Source organism: Anabaena sp. EIM26 (assembly GCF_057568715.1).
Map to the genome: position 1 here is coordinate 4,038,944 of NZ_CM172472.1, position 22,212 is coordinate 4,061,155.

Here is a 22,212-nt window from a genome sequence, read left to right on the forward strand (position 1 = left end):
ATATGCCAGAAACAAATAAACGAGTAATAGCTTCTTCACCTGCAAATTCCAGACAATCATCAATTTTACAAACTAATATCAGTGAAACACAAAATATTGTTGACGAAATTAGAAAAACTATTGATGGATTAAAAGGAGGATTACAAAAATACCCTATCAGAGATTTAGTTAATGATGCTGCAAAATTTGGTCCATATCTCAAACAACAAAGATTAGAAACTAACCAAATTCGCAAATTTTTAGATGCTATAAATCGGTTAAAAGCCGACTTAACCGAAAAAGGTGAATTTTCAGCAATTGAAACAGAAGTAGTGCTGCTGAAACCTAAACTTGCTTATGCTGCTGCGAGACAAAGAGCCGCAAAACCATTAGGTGATGTGATGTCAGTCGCCATTGATCAAGTTCATAGCACAGAAGATTTTGAACGTTTAGTGCAATTTATAGAATCAATTATTGCTTATCACAAAGCGGAAGGTGGAAAATAATTATGCGAGTATCATACGAACAAACCCCCCTACTTGGTAAACTAACTCTCTCTTGTCAACTCACCGCCAAAACAGGATTGCATATTGGTGGTGGTGGCGAAAATTTAGATATAGGTGGATTAGATAAACCTGTAATTCGTGATCCTTTAACAAAGTATCCTTATCTCCCTGGTTCATCTATCAAAGGTAAACTCCGCGCCACATTAGAAAGACTATTAAAGAAACCTCTAAATCGCACCGGGGGAAGTGGTACATGGCGCTATGAAAGTGATGATTTAGTCGATGGATTTACCGAAGTTGAAGCTGGACAATTTATTACCTATGAAGGCGCTACAACTTGTCAAATTAGTCGATTATTTGGCTCAACTGGCGGTTCTGGCTTCTGGATGCCGATTGAAACTGCTACAAACGAAAGATTATTCTCAGACAAAAATCCTACACGTATAATCGCCAATCAAAACTGTGTCAAAATTAATCGCGGACGTAATGCACCAAGTCGCTTAATTATTCGTGATTGTCACTTATCAACAGAATCAGCAGACAAATTGAAAAAAGTTGACACAGGTTTATATATGACTGAGTGGAAATTTGAAAATGGTATCGACAGAGTAACAGCAGCCGCGAACCCCAGACAGTTAGAACGTGTACCAGCAGATTCAAAATTCAATTTTGAGTTAATTTATACTGTCGAAAATCCAGACCAAGCGGTTGAAGACTTGCAAAATATAGCGATCGCACTTGCTTTTCTAGAAGATGACGCACTGGGTGGACATGGTTCTAGAGGTTACGGAAAAGTCAAATTTGAAAACTTTAAATTTAACTATCGCAGCTTAGAACAATATCGCCAAATGGCCAACGCATCCCAAGGAACATCAATTTTACAAACCTTAGACACCATTCCCCACACTCAAGCACTGTTAGATAACTTCAGAGCCTTACGCGAGTATATCGAACAACGATTATTACCAGGAAATGAATCATGAGTGTTTGGAAATTAGTAAAACTCAGTTTTGGACGTAATTTAGCTCATTTTGGAGAACTGGGAATTGGAATGGAAGAGACGAGCGATCGCATTCGTTCAGATAGTTTATTTAGCGCCTGGGTAAGTATCTATGCGCGGTTGTTTGGCAAAAAAGCCGTAGAGGAATTATTACAACTATTTCCCACAGACAAACAACCCCAATTCATACCCCCCTTTCGCATCAGTTCTACATTTATCTATCGACAAGTGGGGAAAAATACAATTTACTATCTTCCCCGTCCTCTGAAATTTCCCATTAACTATCCAGATGATGATTTAGCATTTTTTAAAGCCTACAAAAAACTCAACTATTTACCTTTACAAATCTGGCAAAGATGGTATCAGGAAACAGGATTCACCACAGATGATGCTCAGGAATTAGAAAATCACACCCCCGATAAAACTGAAGGGGGACTAGCAACAGCAGAAACATTTAACTACAGCAAAGCTTGCAAAATTGAACAACTCCCTAAAATAGCCATAGATAGAAATACTAGAGCTACAAACATTTATCATACAGGCTTTGTTCAATTTGATTGGGAGAAAAACCCTTCAGGTTTATACTTTCTTCTAGAACTCTCTCCAGAAGGTGAAAAATTAGCCGATAAACTCCAAGCTGCTTTACATCTTTTAGGAGAAGAAGGAATTGGTGGAGAACGTTCTAGTGGCGCAGGAAGATTTGAAATTAGCTGGTTAGAACTACCAGAAAATTGGCAAAAAGTAGTTAATTTTCAGGCTAGAAATCACCACACCCTAATGAGTTTATTTTGGGATGATGATATATCATCAGATTTGCTCAAAAATTCCAGCTACGAAATTCAAGAAAGGGGTGGTTGGATAGCAGAAAGTCAATTACGTCGCCAAATGGTAAGAATGTTTAGTGAAGGTTCAGTTTTTTCTGCACCACCAAAAGGAAAGCTGGTAGATGCCAAACCAAATGAATTCACAAAACACAGTATTTACCGGAGTGGTATCAGCTTAAGTTTACCAATTAAAGTACAGGAAAAATAAAATCATGATTGTTGCTCCTGAATCTGCACTTAAAAAACCTGACTTTTATCAATCAAAACGCATACAGTTAACCAGTCCAGTTGTACATATTGGCTCATCTGTATCTAGGTTAAATCCTTTTGAATATGTGCAGACAGCCAAAAAAGTTTATATTCCTAATCAAGAAGCTTTAGCTAAAGGATTATTAAAAAAAGGAGGAAGTTTTCTTAACGACTATATTCAAGCTATTGAAGAACATCAAGATATCACCAGACTTTTAAAACAAGCCTTTGGTGATGAATGGTGGAATGCAAAAGACACAGATGAAAATCCCATTTTTCCCAAAGATGCAATTAGCCAAAACTTCACCCAAGAAAGGATTACAGATTTACGTCCGATGATTCGCAACGGTATGGGATATTTATTTATCCCTGGTTCCTCAATTAAAGGCGCAATTAGAACAGCCATAGCCTATCATCTACTCAAATATCCTGACCGTTATCAAGTACCTGCGGAGAATCGGATGAGTGAAATTGAAAACAGGCTGAAAAATAGTTTAGGAGAATTGAGAAATAAGCATAAACAAAAATTTGCTGATGATCAGCTATTTATGGAGAATTTATTTTCCAATTTTACTCTCAACTATCAAGGTAAAACATTATCTGGTAGAAGTCAGAATACTGACTTTTTACGCTGTTTGAAAGTCAGCGACTCTGAACCGATAATTGAAACAAGAGTTCTCACCAAAACAGGTAAATCAATTCCTGTCAATTTTTCCGTTGTCGCTGAAGTCATAGTTTCCAGTAGATTTTCTGATTATTTAGCCAAATATAAAGCCTCTATCTATGCTGAGATGGCGCGGAATGTCAACACAGAATTTACTCTCACCTTAGATACAGAGATGCTTTCATGGTTCCAGCATAAACAAGGAATGAAATTACCTTTTAATAACCTTGATGAACTGCTGCAAATATGCCAGGATTTTGCTCAAGAACAATGGGATTATGAACATGATTATTGGGACGCAATAGAAAATAACAATAAACCATCTGGTAAGAACTTAGATTTTAATCATATCCGCGATTTATACGAACCAAAAAAATGCCCTTATGCACTACGGCTAGGCTGGGGTAGTGGGATGACAGGAACTACATTCGGGTTATGTTTTGACGACCAACTCAGAGCAGAAATCCGCGATATTTGCGGTATTCCAGCACCTGGTTTTGAAGCACCCAAATCTCGGCGAACAGTGATGAATAGCAATGGCGAAATTAAATTTGTTACAGGATGGGTAAAGTTCAGAGTTTTATGAGGTTGATTTTTTTAGGATACTATATAGTAGTATATAGTTCAATTAGTTTAATAAAGGAAGAATTATATGCCCAATTATATAAAAAAAATAGAAATAATTGGACTTCATGATAGATTTGATATTAATCAAGAGTTTCAGTCAGGAATTAACATAATCCATGCTCCTAATGGCGCTGGTAAAACAAATTTAATTCATTGTATTGCCAATATTTTGAATGGAGATTATTCGCGTTTTTTGTATGTAAAATTTTTCCGTATAAAGATTTGGTTTGATGATGATAATTTAGTGACTATTTCCAATGAAAATAATAAATTTAAAAAAGAACCAGGTATCAGAGTCTGTATTAATTCTGACAGAAGAGGTATATTAATCACTGGACAAGTCAATGAATTAAGTACGCTAAAAAATGTCATTGATGACTCTGAAGAAAATTTAAACAATAGTGATAATTTATACAAACAAGACTATACTCAAACTAAAGTGTTATTACCAACTGCTTATTTTCCAGCCTTTAGAACAATGATAGAAGCTTGGAAATCTTTAGAAAAAAATGCAGATATAGATAACACCACAAATTTTTCCCGAAAGATATTTGGAGATTTTTTACCAAAAATTAATTATCCATCGCCTCAGAATATTGAACAAAGTCTAATATATGAAGTCCGAGAAATCGCTAATAAATTATCATTATTTGACAGGCAGATAATGTCTAAATTATCTGTAGATTTTCTCTTCAATTCATTAACAAATGATTTTAATGATGATTTGGAAAAATATGATGACTTAATTAAAAAGATTGAATCCTTATTTAAAGAAATTAAAAACTTTCCAATACCACAAGAATCTTATATTTGTTCCGTTGAAGTTTATGAAAAAATTTTAGATTTAAAAATCGACAAAAAGCTTAAACAGTTTAGATATTTTCTAAAAATTTACTATGGACATCTCCAAAAAATTGCTGCGAGAATAAACGTAAATTATCTCAATATTCATAAATATCTATCAACAGTAAATAGCTTTCTAGAAGACAAAGAAGTAGCAATATTTATATCAAATACAAGAGAAACTGATCCATTAGTTAAGATTAAATTTAGCGATGGTTCATTAATTAATGGTCTAGATGCTTTATCATCAGGTGAACGTCAAATACTTACAATTTTATATTCTACTATCTACATGAATAACGAAAAGTTAGTCTTAATTGATGAGCCAGAAATATCTCTTCATATTGACTGGCAAAGAAGATTACTAAAGACAATATCCGAGCAACTACATGGGACGCAAATTATTGCTTGTACTCATTCGCCAATTATTCCCGCAGATTATGATGATGATTTGAAGGAATTACAATCAAAAAAAACTGATAAAAATTTATGGGGTTCAGATGAATTAACAGATGAGGATAAACATAAAGATAAACTAGAAGACGAAGATAGTTTTGATGAATATGATTTTATAGTTGAAACTTAGGAGATATTTTAATGAGAACTTGGGGTTTAAATATTGATGAATATCAACGTGTTATTGGAAATTTTAGTAACAGTAAGCGTTTAATTGTTGAAGGAAAAACAGACAAATGTTTTCTTACAATATTGTTAGATGAATTTTCACAATCAACTGAGCAATTACCAAAACAAAGAACAATACCTATTGACGATATTGATACAATAATAAAAAATGATGATTCAATAAAAGCTTTTACTGTTGATGTAACTGGCAATCGTCAAAAAATAGAACGTATTCACAAAAATGTTAAAAATTTACCTAAATATGACAATTTAGTATTTTTTGTTGATCGTGAATTTAGATATTTTACTATTTTGATTGATGGAAACATGAAAGATAGGCTTAAAAAACATAAAGTTAATGGTTCACTTATTTGGTCTAGAGGGCATTCAATTGAAAATTATTTATTTGATTTTACTGTTCTTCGTCAACCATTAAGAAGACTAACTGATATAGAAATTTTTGAAGATGTTATTAATACATTTGAAAAAAATTTTTCTCTAGTAATTGCCCTAGCTACTGCTATAAGTATGACACTCAAAGAGTGTAAAAAAATACAAGAATTGGAAAATACTATTGATTGGGAAATAATTGAGATTAAATCTTCAGAAGTGAACATAAAAGTTGATGATTGGAAAAAAAGAATGTGTGAAAGAAAAGGCTTATGTAATGAGATGGCTGAAAACATAATATCTACTTATCAAACCTGGCATAATAAGATTAAAAACGACAATTTAAATATAGATGTTTTAAGATGGTTATGCCACGGTCATATTGGAATTAAAGTAATTCTAGAAGCATATCGTAGCTGTATTGGTTATTGTGCTTCCCTAAAAATAGAAGAAAATATTTTAAGCCAAAACCAATATTCACAAAAAACAATCAAAGAATTAACTAAAAAAATACAAATTAGTAAAGACAATCATATATGGGAAGAATTTGCTAACTGGTGGGCTGACAAAGCCGTGAGAAATGAATGTTTTTATCCAATAGAATTATTGGAAAAATTAGGTTTTAAATCACCAAAAATTAGCTGATTTAAAAAATTCAAATATATGTAATTTATGTTGAATTAAGTAACAATGCTAATCAATTCTACCTTCACATTAACCATATCCACATCAACAGTATTACCTCGTTCCTATAGCTTGGAACTTGTAAAGCAACTGCATCAACAGCTAGGTTTAGAAATGGGAAGCGAGACTATACCCTCTCTTTCCTACTCAGGAATAACTGGTTTTTACTCCACATCCAGAGATTTTATTACATTCCATCCAGAGGAATTTTACAAACTATCTTTGTGTGGATTAAATGAAATTTCAGCAAAAGCAATTTCTCATTTAAATCTTGGCGATTCTCTAGAATTTCTTGGTGCGAAGTTTAACATTATCAATCGTGAAGATGAAGTCACCAGCTATGAGGAATTATATACAAACTTAGTAGGGAATGAACCAGAACCCGTGAGACGGTTTGAATTGAAATTTTTTACTCCTACAGCTTTTTCCCAAGGTATGACAAATTTACCGCTACCCTTACCTACATTAATGTTCCGCAGTTGGTTGGAACGCTGGAATAATTTTGCACCTGTTTATTTAGGAGGTGATGAATTAATTGGTTATATTGGTAACGCTGTCGTCATTAAAAATCACAAAATTCAAACGCGAAGTTACCAATTACATAAAGGTTTTGTAAATGGATTTGTCGGAGATGTAACATTACAAGTTTTCCAACGTGCTGATCCTTTATTGGCAAATGTGGCTGATTTATTAGTTCAATATGCGCGGTTTTCGGGTACGGGGATAAAAACCCGGTTGGGTATGGGTCAGACATTAGTTAAAGAATCTAATTAGTAAATTAAGGAGATAATCATGAGAAGAATTATTACATTTTTAGGTATCTTTACCAAAGAAACCACATATAGTTTTGAAAATAAAATTTATAAAGGAGAGGTTTTTCAAAAAGCATTGCGTGAATTTTGTGATTATGATTCTATGTTAGTTTGTGTCACAAGCGGAGCAAAAGAAAAGTCATTTCCTGTTTTAGAAGAGCTGAATGACTCCAAAATTGAAGCTGTAGATATTCCTAATAATCAGACTACAGAAGAAATGTGGCAAACTTTTAAAATAATTACTGAAAAAGTTGATGAAAATGATTCTGTAATTTTTGATATTACTCATGGATTGCGTTCTTTACCGTTTTTAGTATTTTTATTTGCTGCTTATTTAAAAGCTGCTAAAAATGTTAAAATTGAAGCCATTTACTATGGAGCTTTAGAATTATCTTCTTTAAATAATGGTATAGCACCAGTAATTGATTTATCAGAGTTTATCTCTATGATTGATTGGATTACAGCAACAGAACGTTTTGTAGAAATGGGAGATGGACAAGCGTTAGCCAATTTACTTAAAACTTCTATCCCATCCAGTATTGAGCTTCGAGACAATCCCACTATCAGGCCATTAAGAAGTCAATTAGAAAAAACTGCTAAAAGTATTGAAAAGATTTCATTAGCTTTGAATGTAACTCGGCCAATTGAAACAATGCAATCAGCGACGAGTTTAGAAGAAATATTAAAACAAGCAGCGCCAAGTTTTGCTGAACGTGCTAAACCCTTTTCATTATTGTCAGAAAAAGTTATTACAGAGTATGGACAATTTGCACTGGAAGATCCAACTGATCAAGCAGCACTAGCTGAAAATTTATGGTTACAGTTACAAATGATTGAGTGGTACATTCAGCGAGATCGAGTAGTGCAAGCTGTAACCCTAGCGCGTGAATGGTTAATTTCTGTGTTGGCACTACGGTTTGGTGAGCTAATGTTCGATCACAACAATGGTCGAACGTATGTGGAAGGTGCAATAAATAATGCTGTTGAAAAAAGTAAACCATCACCGCGTCCTATCACTCCTAGTCGTTGCGATGAGCAATTTACAGCTTTGTCACAAACAGATGAACTTATCAAAGTTTGGAATCAAATGACTAAATTACGTAATGATATTGCTCATGTAGGCATGAATCTTAATCCTCAACCTGCATTAAAACTTAAAGAGAAAGCTGTATTACTGTATCCCCAATTACAAAAAATTGGACAGGAACTACTACCTGAAAGAATAATTATATAAGTATTACAGGGTAAAGTAAATCTGAAATAGCGATCGCACCACATCCTCCCTCACCCATTCCCTTATAACTAACAATTTTAAAATAGATTATCGTAAAGATATAAACCCTAATGATATAAAACCATGACTCTAACTAAAAACCGACTCACTTTTGATCAGTTCCTCAATTACGACTTTCCCGAAGAAGGTCGCTATGAACTTGTAAATGGAGAAATCATGCGGATACAAGCAACTCGAAAACATGATAATAATATAGCAGATTTTCTCACCAGAAAATTAGATCGAGAAGTTGAAAGTGCTAATCTCAATTACAGAGTATCTGGAAGAATTACCATTAGAACTTTAACAGCCAGTGGTAAAGAACAAGGTCGTGTTCCTGATGTGAGTGTTGTAGATAAAAACCTGTGGGATGCTAATTTATCGGCTTATACTGCTTTTATTGAACCATTACAATTAGCAGTAGAAATAGTTTCTACAAATTGGGAAGATGACTATATAGATAAACTCGATGAATATCAACGTTTAGGTATTTCTGAATATTGGATTGTTGATTATTTAGCTATTGGTAGTCGTAATTATCTAGGTAATCCAAAAGAACCAACTATTTTTGTATATAGTCTCAATGAACAAGGTATTTACCAAGTAAATGTTTATCGAGGTACAGATAAAATTATATCTCCAACTTTTTCGGAATTAAATCTTACAGTAGATCAAGTTTTTGCAGCATAAATACAATAGACATGCTATTAATTTTGGTGTTTCAGTCCTTTGCTTCTGGATGTTGAAGATAACTTCTGAATCAGGACTTACGCAAAATAGAATGGAAGTAGGGGTAATTCATGAATTACCCCTACGCAAGAATTAGCTTTTGAGTTCAATCTTGAGTAAGTCCTATGAATATTGAAAAAGCCACAGGCAAGTCAGTTAAGTGAATCCGAATGCGTGTGGCAGTTAAAATGGTGGAGTTATTGTTGAAAGTGCTGATTGAGTTCAGAATAATTATTGACTGAAATGGTATTACAGCCCACTTCAGCCAATTCTAGTTATTAGTTATTGCTAAAAGCCTGAGATGAACCGATGCAATGTGTGCTATTTACAGTGTGTAATTGCTGTTTATGAGTAGATGTTGATGTTGTCACAACTTGGCTATTTTCTTTCATTAAACGGCTATAAGTACGCTGGGGAATATAATGCAGTGGATTGTAGCCAATAAAACGTAAAATCAGCACGCAAGCCCAGGAATATCGACCATCAGCAATAGCTTCAATTACCTGATTTAATTCTTCAGGAGTAATAACATTCTGAACATTAGTTTGAGAAGGAGAAACTCGGTAGTTCATGACTAACCCTGATATAACTTGTATAATTGGGGAATTTGGCGTTACATATTTGCTGGGGGATGATGTTTTTTAAAGAAGCTAATAATACAAGTCAAAACATTTAGTTATTGCTTGTTAATAGCTCAAGATCATCCAAAGATGGAAAGTGCATGACAGAATTTAGGTAACTGGCATATTGGTAGGGTGTTTCAGACCCAATAATTTGGTAACAATCAGAAAAAATTTCGACATCTGACTCAGCCGATAAGAGACATTTAGATGAAACTTGCATAAGTCCTATATAAATTACTTTGATTAGCCACCAATCTATATTAGATGATTGATATTTAAGATTGAGTAGATTCAAACTCATGTAAATATCAACTAAATATCAACAGGATTTTTGGCTACACAAAAGTAGTTTTTATTTTCTGTGACTTTTATTCTGTACTGCTCTAAAAAAGTTTAATAGCAGTGCTTGTTTAATTCATGACTTAGTGCTGAAGTTAGTCCTGTTTTTTGGTTTATATGTATCATTAACAACTCGTGATTATGACAAGTTGTGATTTGACTTGTTTGAGTTTGTAAGTCAGAAATTTTATTAATCATTACTTTCATCTTATCCATGATGCAAATTCTAGACAAATAGCCTGTACTTTAGTACCTAAGTCAATTTTGGAATTAAAAAATAGGGAACTTACACAGTCACATGATATGCAGAATACTATTTTTTTGGAACTAATTTAGCCAATTTGGCAAATTTTATCCAAAAGAAACTAGAGATTATAGAATTTTTTGTCTATCTATAAAATGCCTATTCAAATACTGTCACAAGAGGAGTTTACAAAATTGCAACTAGACGCTATTGGAGTAATAAGGTTACGATAATAATTATAATAGTTGTATATTTACTGTGATTAATGCTCAATTTGATGCACGATGTTGACCTGAATATTGAGATTAATAAAATTGCTATAATCTAGATACAGAAGGAGTTAATGGCTATTTAGATTATTGGCAAGTAGTCTGTAAATCTACTAGATCAACCCGATTTTATTCCTGTTTGTGTAGCGTGATGTAGCTATATTTATTCGTGTAGGTTGGTAATAGGGAAGAAAGAATAAAAGTGTACTAAGTTTTTCAGCGTAAAGGGCAGGTTAGGCCAACAAAAATCAAAGAGGAGTTCGATGGAAATAGTATTTAACCTTGAGACGGTTTTTTGGGTGGGTTTAGCAATTGCACAGACTATATAGAATAATTCTTAACTAATCTTGTTCTATGTCTAAAGAACTACTTTGGCTTTCACTCTTCAGCTAGACGCGATAATTGTTACAAATATTTTATGATTAAGGCAACATACTTAAGCCAACCCATCATCTAAAACAATAGTGTTCAAGAGAGATAAATGGGATTTTTACCTAGTTAAAGTTCGGTGATTCTTTATGTATGAATTATTTCAAGCTATTTTAAATAGTGAAGAAAAAACTGCATTAAGTCAGTTTCTTTTTACTTTAGATACTGGGACTAAACGTTACTTTTTGAGGAACGAAATTTTACAAGCTTTTGCCAATTACTGTCATCAATCTCAAAAGCCAGCTTATTTTTATCATTCTTCTTCTGTGGGGACACTGATACACTACACCCATGAAATAATTCTGGAAAGGGCAAGTACTTGGTTTGTAGTCAGACCAAAAATAGCTAGTCAAGAAGTGTGGAAACTCACCGCAGATTTGACTAGTTTCGATTTGATGACACCTAAAGCATTTTTAGATGAGAGCGATCGCTTAGTCAACCGTTATCAACCGAATTTACTAGAAATCGACCTCCACCCCTTTTACCAACAATCCCCCAAAATTAGCGACCCCAGAGACATTGGTCAAGGTCTAACTTTCCTGAATCATTATCTATGCAATCAATTCATCACAGATCCAAACTATTGGTTAGAGCTATTATTTCAAGCATTGCAAGGGTTACACTATAATGGTATGAGGCTGCTAATTAGCGATCGCATTCATTCAGGAATCGACCTAGCCAGACAAATCAAACCAGCCATCAATTTTTTAACTGAAAGACCCCCTCACCAACCCTATGAGGAATTTCGCTTTCACCTCCAAGAACTCGGTCTAGAAGCCGGTTGGGGTAACAATGCAGCGCGAATTAGAGAAACTCTAGAACTCCTCCAAAGACTTATCGACACCCCCCAACCCTCCATTCTCGAAGCCTTTGTAGCGCGTATTCCCGCAGTTTTTCGAGTCGTTCTCGTTTCCATACATGGCTGGGTAGCGCAAGAAGATGTTTTAGGAAGAGATGAAACATTAGGGCAAGTTATCTATGTCCTCGAACAAGCACGCAGTTTAGAAAACAAACTCCAAGCAGAAATTAAACTCGCTGGGCTTGACATACTGGGTATTAAACCTCACGTAATTATTTTGACACGCCTCATCCCTAACTGCGAAGGTACATTTTGTGATTTGCGGTTAGAGAAGGTTAATAATACAGAAAATGCTTGGATTTTGCGGATTCCATTTACAGATTCAGATCCAGAAATTACGAATAACTGGATTTCTAAATTTGAAATTTGGCCTTACTTAGAAAAATTTGCTCAAGATGCCCAAAAAGAATTATTAGCACAGTTCAAAGGCAATCCTAATTTAATTATTGGTAACTACAGTGATGGTAATTTAGTCGCTTTTCTCCTTTCTCGGAGTTTGAAAGTTACCCAATGTAATGTAGCTCATTCTTTAGAAAAACCCAAAAACTTATTTAGTAACTTATACTGGCAAGATTTAGAAGAAAAATATCACTTTTCTGCCCAATTTACTGCCGATTTAATTAGTATGAATGCCGCTGATTTTATCATAGCTTCATCCTATCAAGAAATTATTGGTACACCAGACACAATGGGACAATATGAATCGTATAAATGTTTTACCATGCCCCAACTATATCATGTAGTGGATGGAGTTGATCTATTTAATCCTAAATTCAACATGGTGCCACCGGGAGTAAGTGAAACCTTCTTTTTTCCATATAGCCAAACAGAAAATAGAAATAATCAAGAAAGCCAACAAATACGGGAACTACTTTTTAGCCGTGAAGATGCTCACATTCTCGGTAGAATAGATGATTTTCATAAAATACCAATTTTTGCAGTTGCACCCATCACCTCAATTAAAAACCTCACTGGTTTAGCTAAATGTTTTGGTAAAAGTCAGGAATTAAAAAATCGGTGCAACCTGATTTTATTAAGTAGTAAATTATATGCAGATGAAGCCACAAATTCAGAAGAAGCAAGAGAAATTGAAAAACTACACAACATTATTAACGAATATCAACTGCAAGGTCAAATTCGTTGGATAGGAATGCGTTTACCTAGCCGCAACATCGGAGAAGCTTATCGAATAATTGCTGATCATCAAGGTATTTATGTTCATTTTGCTCTTTATGAAGCCTTTGGACGTAGCATTTTAGAAGCAATGATTTCCGGTTTACCAACATTTGCAACTCAATTTGGTGGAGCCTTAGAAATTATAGAAGACCGGGAAAATGGATTTCATCTTAACCCAACAAACTTAGAAAAAACAGCAAAAACAATTATTACCTTCTTAGATAAATGTGATCATAATCCAGAATATTGGACAGAAACATCTCAAGGAGTAATTGCCAGAATTCGCCATAAATATAACTGGAAATCACACACAGACCAACTATTGCTACTGGCAAAAGTATTTAGTTTTTGGAACTTTATCGCACCAGAAGACAACGACGCAAGAGATCGCTATATGGAAACATTATTTCATCTAATTTATAAACCTAGAACAGAACAAATTTTCACAGAACAGAAAAAGAGACTTGCTCACATTTAAAAATTATCTTTCTCATCTTACTCCTCTCTGTGCCTCTGCGTCTCCGCGTGAGCCAAACTCCTATATTCACTCAGCAAATTATTGATAATAAACATGGATACAAAACACAATTTTACCTACACAGACTGGATATTAACTGAAACACAGTTTGAACCTGACCAATTAAACCCCAGAGAAACGATCTTCACCATTGGTAACGGTTATTTAGGTACAAGAGGAACATTTGAAGAAAATCATCCTCGTGCATTATCTGCTACATTTATTCACGGTGTTTATGATGAAGTTCCCGTCGTTTATACCGAACTAGCAAACTGTCCAGACTGGCTACCATTGGTAGTGATGATTGATGGCGAACGCTTTCGCCTAGATCAAGGTAAAATATTAGAGTACAAGCGAAAACTTGATTTGCGTCAAGGACTTCTCAGTCGTTCTCTGCGTTGGCGTAGTCCCAGCGGAAAGACAATAAATATCACCTTTGAACGCTTTGCAAGTTTAGCGGATCATCATGTATTAGGGCAACGTTGCCAGCTAGAAGCAGTAGATTTTCACGGTTTAATTGAAATACAAGGTAGTATTAACGGCTACCCTGAAAACAAAGGTTTCAATCACTGGGAAGGACTAGACCAAGGGAAAATTGACAAAGGTTTCTGGTTCCACAGTCGTACCCGCACCTCCCAAATTGATATCGGTATGGCTGCGAGAATGACAATTTTCGGAATTAAAGCGGCGTTGCAAATTAGTACTGCACCAGGCTATCCTAGCATCAGTGCAACTTTTCTCATTGAACCACACCAGACAGTAACCATAGAGAAGATTGTCACAGTTTTTACTTCGCGGGATGTTGAGCAACCAGTTGCAGCCGCACAGAAAAAACTCGCAGACTTAGCAGACTATATCACCTTACGCAATGCTAATGAACAAACATGGGCAGAGGTTTGGGACAAAAGCGATATTGTGATTGAGGGAGATAGCAAAGCCGCTTTTGCAGTGCGTTACAATCTATTTCAGTTGCTAATTGCTGCTCCCCGTGATGATGAAAAGGTGAGTATTCCTGCTAAAACTCTATCTGGATTTGGCTATCACGGGCATATTTTTTGGGATACAGAAATTTTTATATTGCCATTTTTTACATTTACTCAACCAGCACTAGCTCGGAATTTACTGAGTTATCGTTATCATAGTTTAAATGGAGCGCGACGGAAAGCGGCTCATTATGGTTATCAGGGGGCTATGTATGCTTGGGAAAGTGCGGTGACGGGTGATGAGGTAACACCCCGGTGGGCGCTACTCAGTGATTTTTATGCTGAAGATATACGGATTTGGTGCCGCGATCGCGAAATTCATATTAGTGCAGTTATTGCCTACGCGGTGTGGTACTATTGGCGAGTCACTGGAGACGACGACTGGATGAGAGATTATGGTGCAGAGATCATCCTCGATACGGCAATTTTTTGGGAAAGTCGAGTTGAATTTAATTCTCAAGCCGAACGTTATGAGATTCGCAGTGTCATAGGTGCAGACGAATACCACGAGTTAGTACATAACAATACTTTCACTAACCGTCTGGTGCAATGGCATTTAGAAAAAGCTTGTATAATTCATGACTGGTTACATGATAATTTCCCTGAACGTAGTGCAGAGTTAGCAGAAAAATTGCAACTTACCGCCAAAATCCGTGATAATTGGCAAGATATCATCAAAAAAATCTGGATTCTCTACAACCCAGAAACGGGATTAATTGAGCAATGTGAGGGGTTTTTCCAATTAGAAGATATTAATTTAGCAGACTACGAACCGCGTCAAAAGTCAATGCAAGCTATTTTGGGGATTGAAGGAGCGAACAAACGCCAAGTCCTTAAACAACCAGATGTATTAATGTTGCTATATCTCATGCGGGAATCTGCTGACTTCCCTTACAGCGAAAAGATATTACAGGTAAATTGGGATTATTACGCACCACGCACAGATATTACCTATGGTTCTTCTCTCGGCCCTGCAATTCATGCTATTTTAGCCGCAGATTTAGGCAAAACCCAGGAAGCTTACGAAAGATTCATGCAAGCGGCAATGGTGGATTTAGAAGATAGACGGGGAAATACAAATGAAGGTATTCACGGTGCTAGTGCTGGGGGAATTTGGCAAGCTGTGGTTTTCGGCTTTGGCGGTATCCAATTTACCGATAATCAACCCGTAGCTCATCCCCATTTACCTCCAGGTTGGACAAGGTTGAAGTTTAAATTATACTCGCGTGGGAAATGGCATGAATTCGATTTACACACCACCACCCCACCTTCCCAGCGTCCCAATATCCAGGGAATAATCTTTGATTTAGATGGTGTGTTAACGGATACCGCAGAATATCATTATTTAGCTTGGCAGAAATTAGCAGATCAAGAAGGTATACCTTTTAACCGTCAAGCCAATGAAGCCTTGCGGGGAATATCCCGTCGTGCTTCGCTGATGTTGATTATTGGCGATAGACGATATTCAGAAGTGCAAATTCAGGAGATGATGGAACGCAAAAACGACTATTATGTAGAGTTGATTCAAGACATTACACCCAAGGATTTGTTACCAGGTGCGGTTTCCTTGTTGGATGATTTACGTCAAGCTGGGTTGAAGATAGCGCTTGGTTCAGCGAGTAAAAATGCCCGTCTAGTCATTGAGAAATTGGGAATTGGTGATAGGATTGATGCGATCGCAGATGGTTATAGTGTCCAAAAACCCAAACCCGCACCAGATTTATTTCTCTTCGCAGCCCAGCAGTTAGGACTACCCCCTAAACAATGTGTAGTTTTTGAAGACGCAGCCGCAGGTGTAGATGCTGCTTTAGCCGCAGGTATGTGGGTAGTAGGAATGGGGCCACCGACAAGAGTCGGGGCTGCTCACATCATTTTACCTGATTTAGCAGGCATAACATGGGAAAAGTTGCAAAGTAAATTTAGGGATATTGCTTTACAAAAAAATCATTTTTAAAATGAAAGAAATAGACAGCAATTTCTTCTAAATTTTGATGCTACCGATCGCATATAGTTCTCCCTCAAGGCGTTTATTGGCAAGTATTAATCGGCTTTCTGACTCATGACTATGGAAAGGTTTTTGAACAATCTGATTGAGTAAAGATACCGTTTGCTGAACCGAGAAATAAGAAGAGAACACACGTCTATTCTCGAAGGTTTCGATAATACTCACTAACAACCAGTCTTGCAAATTATGATCGAATATCTGATGATCATATTGCTGACTAACTGGGACAAAAGGCTCATCAACCTTAATTAATCTACCAGAATTTAGATAAGTGATTAGTTGTTGGAGTGTTTCCACACTAACTTGTCTCTTACCTAACTCTGCTGCTACTCTGGCCAAACTGCAATATCTAGTCAATAAAGGTTTAGCTTGAACGGCTTGCTGAATACATTCAAAGGCATATTTTAAGGCTGCAAACTGTTCTGATCGAGAAAGGTTGGCTGTTTTTGCGAGAAAGAAATAGTTTAGCCCTTCTAAATAAACTTGACTGTCAGCATGGGAAACCTTTGTGTATTCTTGCCACTGATTCAGAAAAGGTGTGGCATAATTTAAAGCTGCTATTGCTTCTAACCAGTAAGATGGGTTTGCAAGTAAAGGCTTGTCTGGAATTTCTGTAACCAGCAAACCACGTTCAGCTAACTGTTGCGATCGCTCTATTTTACAAGCAAACAAGTTTAATTGGTAGCCATCTACAGGCTGATTTACATCAAAAGGCACTAAACAACCTATGCTAGAAACTAAGTAGTAAATCTCATAACCTAGATTTTGAAATAGCTGAATTAGCCGCATATTAATATGTTTACCATGCTTGAGTTCAAACATAATTAATGGCGATTGCTCAAAGAAAAATCTTTTGCCACCTGCAAGTATCTTGGCTTCTTCTCCTTCTGCATCTAACTTAATAAAATCAATCTTCTGCCAGTTGTGTTGCTCTAATTCTTGATCTAAATTCAGCAGTTTAATAGTTTCTTGTTGTTGGGATAAACCATCTTGCTGTAGAGAATTTAGTTCACTATTTGTTGATAGAAATAAAGTGGCTTTGCCCTCGCAATTTGATAAGCCCGCATTGATTATCTCTACATTGGTAAAACCGTTAGCCTCTACACCTTTTCGCAGTAAGGAAACAACAGAACTAGCAGGTTCATAAGCAGTAATCTTACCTTGTCCTTGCAGTAACCTAGCCATAGTCAAGGTATAGACTCCATGATTAGCACCAATATCTAGAATTTCCATTCCTGGTATAATAAGTTTGCGAACAAACTCCATTTCTGGCTCAAACCAATCACCCTGTTCTAACAAAACATAACTTGTCAGACTGTTTAGATCATTTTTAACACAGATTTTAATTTCCCCCTCAATCTCAACGAGGCATTCATCAGGCTGAAGATAATCAGCATCAATGAATTTAAAGTTTTTCAGTTCTTCAGAATTGTTACCATTTTTCTGAAAAATCGGAATAATTTTATTAGCAGTTTTAGAGCCATACTGCTGTAAAAAAAGGTTTAAATTTTGCTGTATTTCACTATTATTTGGTTCTACTAATACCGCACACCGATAATATTTTTCTGCCTGATCTATTAACTCCTGTTCTGCCAACAGTTTACCTAAAGCTTGATAGGTGGCAGCAGCAGAGCGATTAATGGCAAGAGACTGTAAATAAGATGGGATAGCATTTTCTACATCATCTAATCCTTGATAAGCCTGACCTAAATAATAGTAAGCCTGAGCATCATTAGGATGGTTTTCGAGATATTGTTGATAATAATTAACAGCATCAGCAAATTCTAAATCAACGGGAAAAGAAGCATTAGCAAGAGATTCTTCACTGTTAGACACTTTTGTTTCTTGTTCAATATAAATTTGCCACATTTGGCGATAAGCAGCTTCTAACGTACTAGTCATGTTTTTTACATCCAACAGAGGAGAGTGCAACACTCTTTCCCGCATAGTTGAGCGCAAAGATTGTAGATAATCTGGATTTTGGGCTAATGCGATCGCTTTTTCAACATACTCGACGGCACTATGGGCAATGCAATCATCCAAACCAACGCTATGGAGAATACTTGCACTCATGCGTTCCATCTTCCGAGTCCCGGCTACAGTTATTGTTGGTACTCCCATCCACAAAGCCTCACAAGTTGTAGTGCATCCTGTATAGGGAATACTATCCAAATGCAGATCAACCTGGTTGTAAAGATTTAGATGGTCTTCATCAGCAGCATAACCACCATATAAAAAGATCCGTTTCGGATCAATACCCTGTTCAACAAAGGGAGTTTGGATTTTTTCAGCTATTAAAGGGCTAAATACATCAGAACTAGCGCATTTTAACACCAAGCGAGAGTTAGGAACTGCTTTGAGGATTTCAATCCACAGCGCAAAAGTTTCTGGTGTGAGTTTGCGTAAATTATTAAAAGATGAAAAAGTAAAGATGCCCGTTTTTTTACAAGGAAGTTCAGCAACTTCAGGTGCATTTTTCAGGGGTTCATAACCCACATAACAGCGGGGTAAACGCCATATAGTTTCGCTGGTTTTTTCCGGTGTATCATGAGGATGGAGAACCTCATCAGTAATCCAATAGTCAATGGTGAGTAAACCAGTAGTAGCAAAATAGCCTAAGTAAGTAGTTTGAATCGGTGCTGGTTTCATTCCCAAAACAATCATCCGGTTGTTTGCCGTATGTCCTGCCAAATCAACCAGAATATCTATGCGATCTGTTTGAATTAACTCAGCTACTTGTAAATCAGAAAGACCGACAGTAGAACGCCAAGCATCGCAGATATCTATAATTTCATCTGTAATTGCATCAGGTTCATTTACCTCACCATAGCAGAAAACCTCAACCTGGGTGCGATCGTGGTGTTGGAAAATAGGTTTAATAAATGTACTTACAGAATGTCTGCGGAAATCAGGGGAAATATAGCCAATGCGTAAACGACGGTGTGGAGTTTTATCGTTACGATTAGTAGTGAGAGTCGGTAGCCATTGATTAACTACTTGTTGCTGATACCACAGTTGAGCAGAATCTAAAATCTGTTGGGGTGTAAAACTAATCAGCGAACTTAAATTAAACAGAAAGCAAGAATGAAGTTTAGGATTATTGGGATTAATTTTTAAAGCTTCATTTAACAAACTAATGCACTCTGATAACTTTCCTTGTTCGCCAGCAATAAATCCTAAAATTTCGTAAGTTTCGGCATGATTTGGATTTAATAGCAGTATCTTCTGAAAACATTCTTGGGCTAAATCTCCCTGTCCATTTTTATAGTAAACATAACCTAAGTTTTTGAGTGCATCAATGTGATTAGCATTAATTTTTAAAGCCCGATGATAAGAAAATATTGCCTCTGGATAGTATTTTTGATTTTGCAAAACACAACCTAGATTATAATGACCTAAAATACAATCTGGGTCTAGTTCTATTACCGATTTAAAACAGTTCTTAGCTTGTTCCCATTTACGCTCACGCACCAATATTGCGCCAGTATCATTAATTTGTTCTGTGAGTTGAGGCAACAACTCCAACTCTCTTTTCTCTAGCAGATTCTGAATAAAATCCGCACCCTCTCCTTGTTGCCACAGTAAAGCTAAATTGAATTTAGCACCTTGATGATCCGCATCTAGTTGCAAGACTTGGGAAAATTGCTCTATCGCTTTGATAAAATGCTTTTGACGTTTAAAAATCAAGCCTAAACGATAATAAGCTTTAGTATACTTAGGATTGATGGTAATAGCATGAGCATAATTATCAATAGCCTGTTCCCACTTATCCTGTTGTTCATAGACAAAGGCCAGATTATATTGAGATTTTGCTAACTGTGGTTGGATACTGAGAGCGCGTAAATACCATTTTTCAGAAAATTGTAAGTCATTTTGTAAAGTGAGGAATTTTCCTAGCAAATGGTACACTTCTGCTGCTTCCTGTAACCGACCCCTTGCAGTTAAAGCGGTGATCAGACATTTATCAATAGATTCATAAAACTGTTCCCGTAATTTTTCGGATTTGAAACGACCAATTTGTCCGAGAAGTTTATCAATTTGTATTAGTAGTGGTTCTAATTGAATTGATACCAAATTTTGTTCTATTTTTTGAAATAAGCTAGATTCGTCTTCATCATGAAATTGCAGCAACAAAGGACTGAGTAATGTTTCAATAATCAAGCATTGTTGAGGATTCAGAATTTGTTGCCATTCCTCTGTGTTTTCTTGTTCTAGTGGATACTGTTTAAGTAACAGTTCAATTTCAGTATTTGTCGATTCAATTTCTAAATATGTGGATAACCGACCCATTTCTGAATGTGGTTGTGTGAGTAAGTTCTCTTTACGGATTAATAAAGTTTGATTTACATCACTAAACCACTGCTCTTGGTATTGTTGCCAAAGATTAATAAAAGTAGATTCAAAAGTTTCCTTGTTTTTAGGAGAAGTGATGACAGTAGTCAAAATTTCACGGGGGTCTTGATGTAGATAAACGCTTTTAGCTTGACCGTGATGGATTACTTCTAAGGCTAATTCAGAAAGAACCTGATATTGGATCAGTATTGGTAGTGTAGATTTTTCTATGATTTTAAAATAAGCGTCAATTTCAGTTGCAGTTTTGCAAGTAGTCCCTTGAATATTTATTTCACAAGTTTGAGTGAGCAGAGCTTGGCAAAGGTTGTAAGCAAGAGTTCTTAAATTTTGAGCAGTGCCACCACAAAATATCATCATAATTACTTTCACTCCCTGATAATTTATGTAAAAATTTCAAAAAATAATATAGCAATTGCCAAGCTCATCAAATACACCCCACACGCACTGTCGCGCACCCTCTCCTTGGTAAGAGGAGGGTTGGGGAGGGGTAATTTTGTATCTAGCTAGAGTAGGAAAGGCTATATTCACGAAAATCTAAATAGTAGGATAAACGGTTAATTTCGTAGTTTGGGAATTTTTTTAGTAATATTGGGCAGGCAGAATGCCCACCCCACAAGATTTTTAATTTATCAAACTACAACTAATCAAGAGCCGCAGAACCACCACTCTGCCATGATTTAACAATGCCAATAATGTCACCAAAGCGATAATCATTAATAGCAGAATTAATGGCGCGAGCAATAGCAGATTGAATGGTATTATCTGTATAATTAACAGTTCCAGCATTCATATTGCCCTTGATAATTGTCACTTGACTTGGATCATTTCCTACAGCACCGTAGATAATTTTCAGTGTCAGATGACCACTAGGACTGATGGAATCTTGTGGAAATACAATTTCCGATGCAAAGCTGTTAGTTGTACCATTCGATAAAATGCTAGTCACTGCCGCAGAAACTCTAGACTGGGAATCTGTACCAATAAACTGAGCCTGAGCAGGCTTTTCCGCAATAAATGAGGCTGCAACTGCTACCCCTACTAATAAAAATGCAATAACTGATGCTTTTGATGTGTGGGTACAGTTGGTGTTCATGATTGGGATATTCTAGTTGTTGACTATCCCAACATTTCCCAGCTTAAACCTTCACTTCTGGAGAAAAGATAGCAGACATTCATTCAAAATCAGATTAAAATAAATTCATCCCCTAGTT

14 protein-coding genes are annotated in these 22,212 nt (G+C 35.9%); 11 read left to right on the top strand and 3 right to left on the bottom strand.

Features of this window, described 5'->3' with window-relative positions:
* The first annotated feature begins 2 nt into the window (after positions 1-2).
* From csm2 to AC012T_RS17485, 9 genes are all read left to right on the top strand, one after another.
* The gene (gene csm2, locus AC012T_RS17445) at positions 3-485 is read left to right on the top strand and encodes a type III-A CRISPR-associated protein Csm2 (RefSeq protein ID WP_487060024.1); all 483 of its coding nucleotides are present in this window, start codon (positions 3-5) and stop codon (positions 483-485) included.
* A gap of 2 nt (positions 486-487) precedes the next feature.
* Positions 488-1,468: a type III-A CRISPR-associated RAMP protein Csm3 gene (csm3, locus tag AC012T_RS17450; protein WP_487060025.1), complete on the top strand. Its 981-nt coding sequence runs from the start codon at positions 488-490 to the stop codon at positions 1,466-1,468.
* A complete protein-coding gene (csm4, locus tag AC012T_RS17455) occupies positions 1,465-2,517 on the top strand; it encodes a type III-A CRISPR-associated RAMP protein Csm4 (RefSeq protein ID WP_487060026.1) in 1,053 nt (350 codons plus the stop codon). The genes csm3 and csm4 overlap by 4 nt, the downstream gene beginning before the upstream one ends.
* Positions 2,518-2,521: 4 nt before the next feature.
* Positions 2,522-3,808, top strand: coding sequence for a type III-A CRISPR-associated RAMP protein Csm5 (csm5, locus tag AC012T_RS17460; protein WP_487060027.1), 1,287 nt, complete (start codon positions 2,522-2,524; stop codon positions 3,806-3,808).
* Between the two features lie 66 nt (positions 3,809-3,874).
* Positions 3,875-5,278: an AAA family ATPase gene (locus AC012T_RS17465; protein ID WP_487060028.1), complete on the top strand. Its 1,404-nt coding sequence runs from the start codon at positions 3,875-3,877 to the stop codon at positions 5,276-5,278.
* 11 nt (positions 5,279-5,289) lie between these two features.
* Positions 5,290-6,351: a hypothetical protein gene (locus AC012T_RS17470; RefSeq protein ID WP_487060029.1), complete on the top strand. Its 1,062-nt coding sequence runs from the start codon at positions 5,290-5,292 to the stop codon at positions 6,349-6,351.
* 45 nt (positions 6,352-6,396) lie between these two features.
* On the top strand, positions 6,397-7,164 hold the full coding sequence (gene cas6 / locus AC012T_RS17475) for a CRISPR system precrRNA processing endoribonuclease RAMP protein Cas6 (protein WP_487060030.1): 768 nt from the start codon (positions 6,397-6,399) through the stop codon (positions 7,162-7,164).
* Positions 7,165-7,182: 18 nt separating this feature from the next.
* A complete protein-coding gene (gene csx2 / locus AC012T_RS17480; protein ID WP_487060031.1) occupies positions 7,183-8,436 on the top strand; it encodes a TIGR02221 family CRISPR-associated protein in 1,254 nt (417 codons plus the stop codon).
* A gap of 123 nt (positions 8,437-8,559) precedes the next feature.
* Positions 8,560-9,165: a Uma2 family endonuclease gene (locus AC012T_RS17485; RefSeq protein ID WP_487060032.1), complete on the top strand. Its 606-nt coding sequence runs from the start codon at positions 8,560-8,562 to the stop codon at positions 9,163-9,165.
* 317 nt (positions 9,166-9,482) lie between these two features.
* Here AC012T_RS17485 and AC012T_RS17490 read toward each other — a convergent pair whose 3' ends face one another.
* The gene (locus AC012T_RS17490) at positions 9,483-9,776 is read right to left on the bottom strand and encodes a HetP family heterocyst commitment protein (protein ID WP_487060033.1); all 294 of its coding nucleotides are present in this window, start codon (positions 9,774-9,776) and stop codon (positions 9,483-9,485) included.
* Positions 9,777-11,197: 1,421 nt separating this feature from the next.
* Here AC012T_RS17490 and AC012T_RS17495 point away from each other — a divergent pair.
* Both AC012T_RS17495 and pgmB read left to right on the top strand, forming a co-directional pair.
* Positions 11,198-13,621, top strand: coding sequence for a sucrose synthase (locus tag AC012T_RS17495; protein WP_487060034.1), 2,424 nt, complete (start codon positions 11,198-11,200; stop codon positions 13,619-13,621).
* 93 nt (positions 13,622-13,714) lie between these two features.
* The gene (pgmB, locus tag AC012T_RS17500) at positions 13,715-16,597 is read left to right on the top strand and encodes a beta-phosphoglucomutase (RefSeq protein ID WP_487060035.1); all 2,883 of its coding nucleotides are present in this window, start codon (positions 13,715-13,717) and stop codon (positions 16,595-16,597) included.
* Positions 16,598-16,624: 27 nt separating this feature from the next.
* Here the strand turns inward: pgmB and AC012T_RS17505 are convergent, their stop codons facing one another.
* Positions 16,625-21,358: an FkbM family methyltransferase gene (locus AC012T_RS17505; RefSeq protein WP_487060036.1), complete on the bottom strand. Its 4,734-nt coding sequence runs from the start codon at positions 21,356-21,358 to the stop codon at positions 16,625-16,627.
* A 283-nt stretch (positions 21,359-21,641) separates the two neighbouring features.
* Positions 21,642-22,094, bottom strand: coding sequence for a TEK-like protein (locus tag AC012T_RS17510; protein ID WP_487060037.1), 453 nt, complete (start codon positions 22,092-22,094; stop codon positions 21,642-21,644).
* Positions 22,095-22,212: the final 118 nt, after the last annotated feature.

Coding starts and splice junctions, on each gene's coding strand:
- csm3 (WP_487060025.1), top strand. CDS start 488: ATGCGAGTATCATACGAACAAACCCCCCTACTTGGTAAACTAACTCTC.
- csx2 (WP_487060031.1), top strand. CDS start 7,183: ATGAGAAGAATTATTACATTTTTAGGTATCTTTACCAAAGAAACCACA.
- AC012T_RS17505 (WP_487060036.1), bottom strand. CDS start 21,358: ATGATGATATTTTGTGGTGGCACTGCTCAAAATTTAAGAACTCTTGCT.
- AC012T_RS17510 (WP_487060037.1), bottom strand. CDS start 22,094: ATGAACACCAACTGTACCCACACATCAAAAGCATCAGTTATTGCATTT.
- AC012T_RS17470 (WP_487060029.1), top strand. CDS start 5,290: ATGAGAACTTGGGGTTTAAATATTGATGAATATCAACGTGTTATTGGA.
- pgmB (WP_487060035.1), top strand. CDS start 13,715: ATGGATACAAAACACAATTTTACCTACACAGACTGGATATTAACTGAA.
- csm5 (WP_487060027.1), top strand. CDS start 2,522: ATGATTGTTGCTCCTGAATCTGCACTTAAAAAACCTGACTTTTATCAA.
- AC012T_RS17485 (WP_487060032.1), top strand. CDS start 8,560: ATGACTCTAACTAAAAACCGACTCACTTTTGATCAGTTCCTCAATTAC.
- csm2 (WP_487060024.1), top strand. CDS start 3: ATGCCAGAAACAAATAAACGAGTAATAGCTTCTTCACCTGCAAATTCC.
- csm4 (WP_487060026.1), top strand. CDS start 1,465: ATGAGTGTTTGGAAATTAGTAAAACTCAGTTTTGGACGTAATTTAGCT.
- AC012T_RS17490 (WP_487060033.1), bottom strand. CDS start 9,776: ATGAACTACCGAGTTTCTCCTTCTCAAACTAATGTTCAGAATGTTATT.
- AC012T_RS17465 (WP_487060028.1), top strand. CDS start 3,875: ATGCCCAATTATATAAAAAAAATAGAAATAATTGGACTTCATGATAGA.
- cas6 (WP_487060030.1), top strand. CDS start 6,397: ATGCTAATCAATTCTACCTTCACATTAACCATATCCACATCAACAGTA.
- AC012T_RS17495 (WP_487060034.1), top strand. CDS start 11,198: ATGTATGAATTATTTCAAGCTATTTTAAATAGTGAAGAAAAAACTGCA.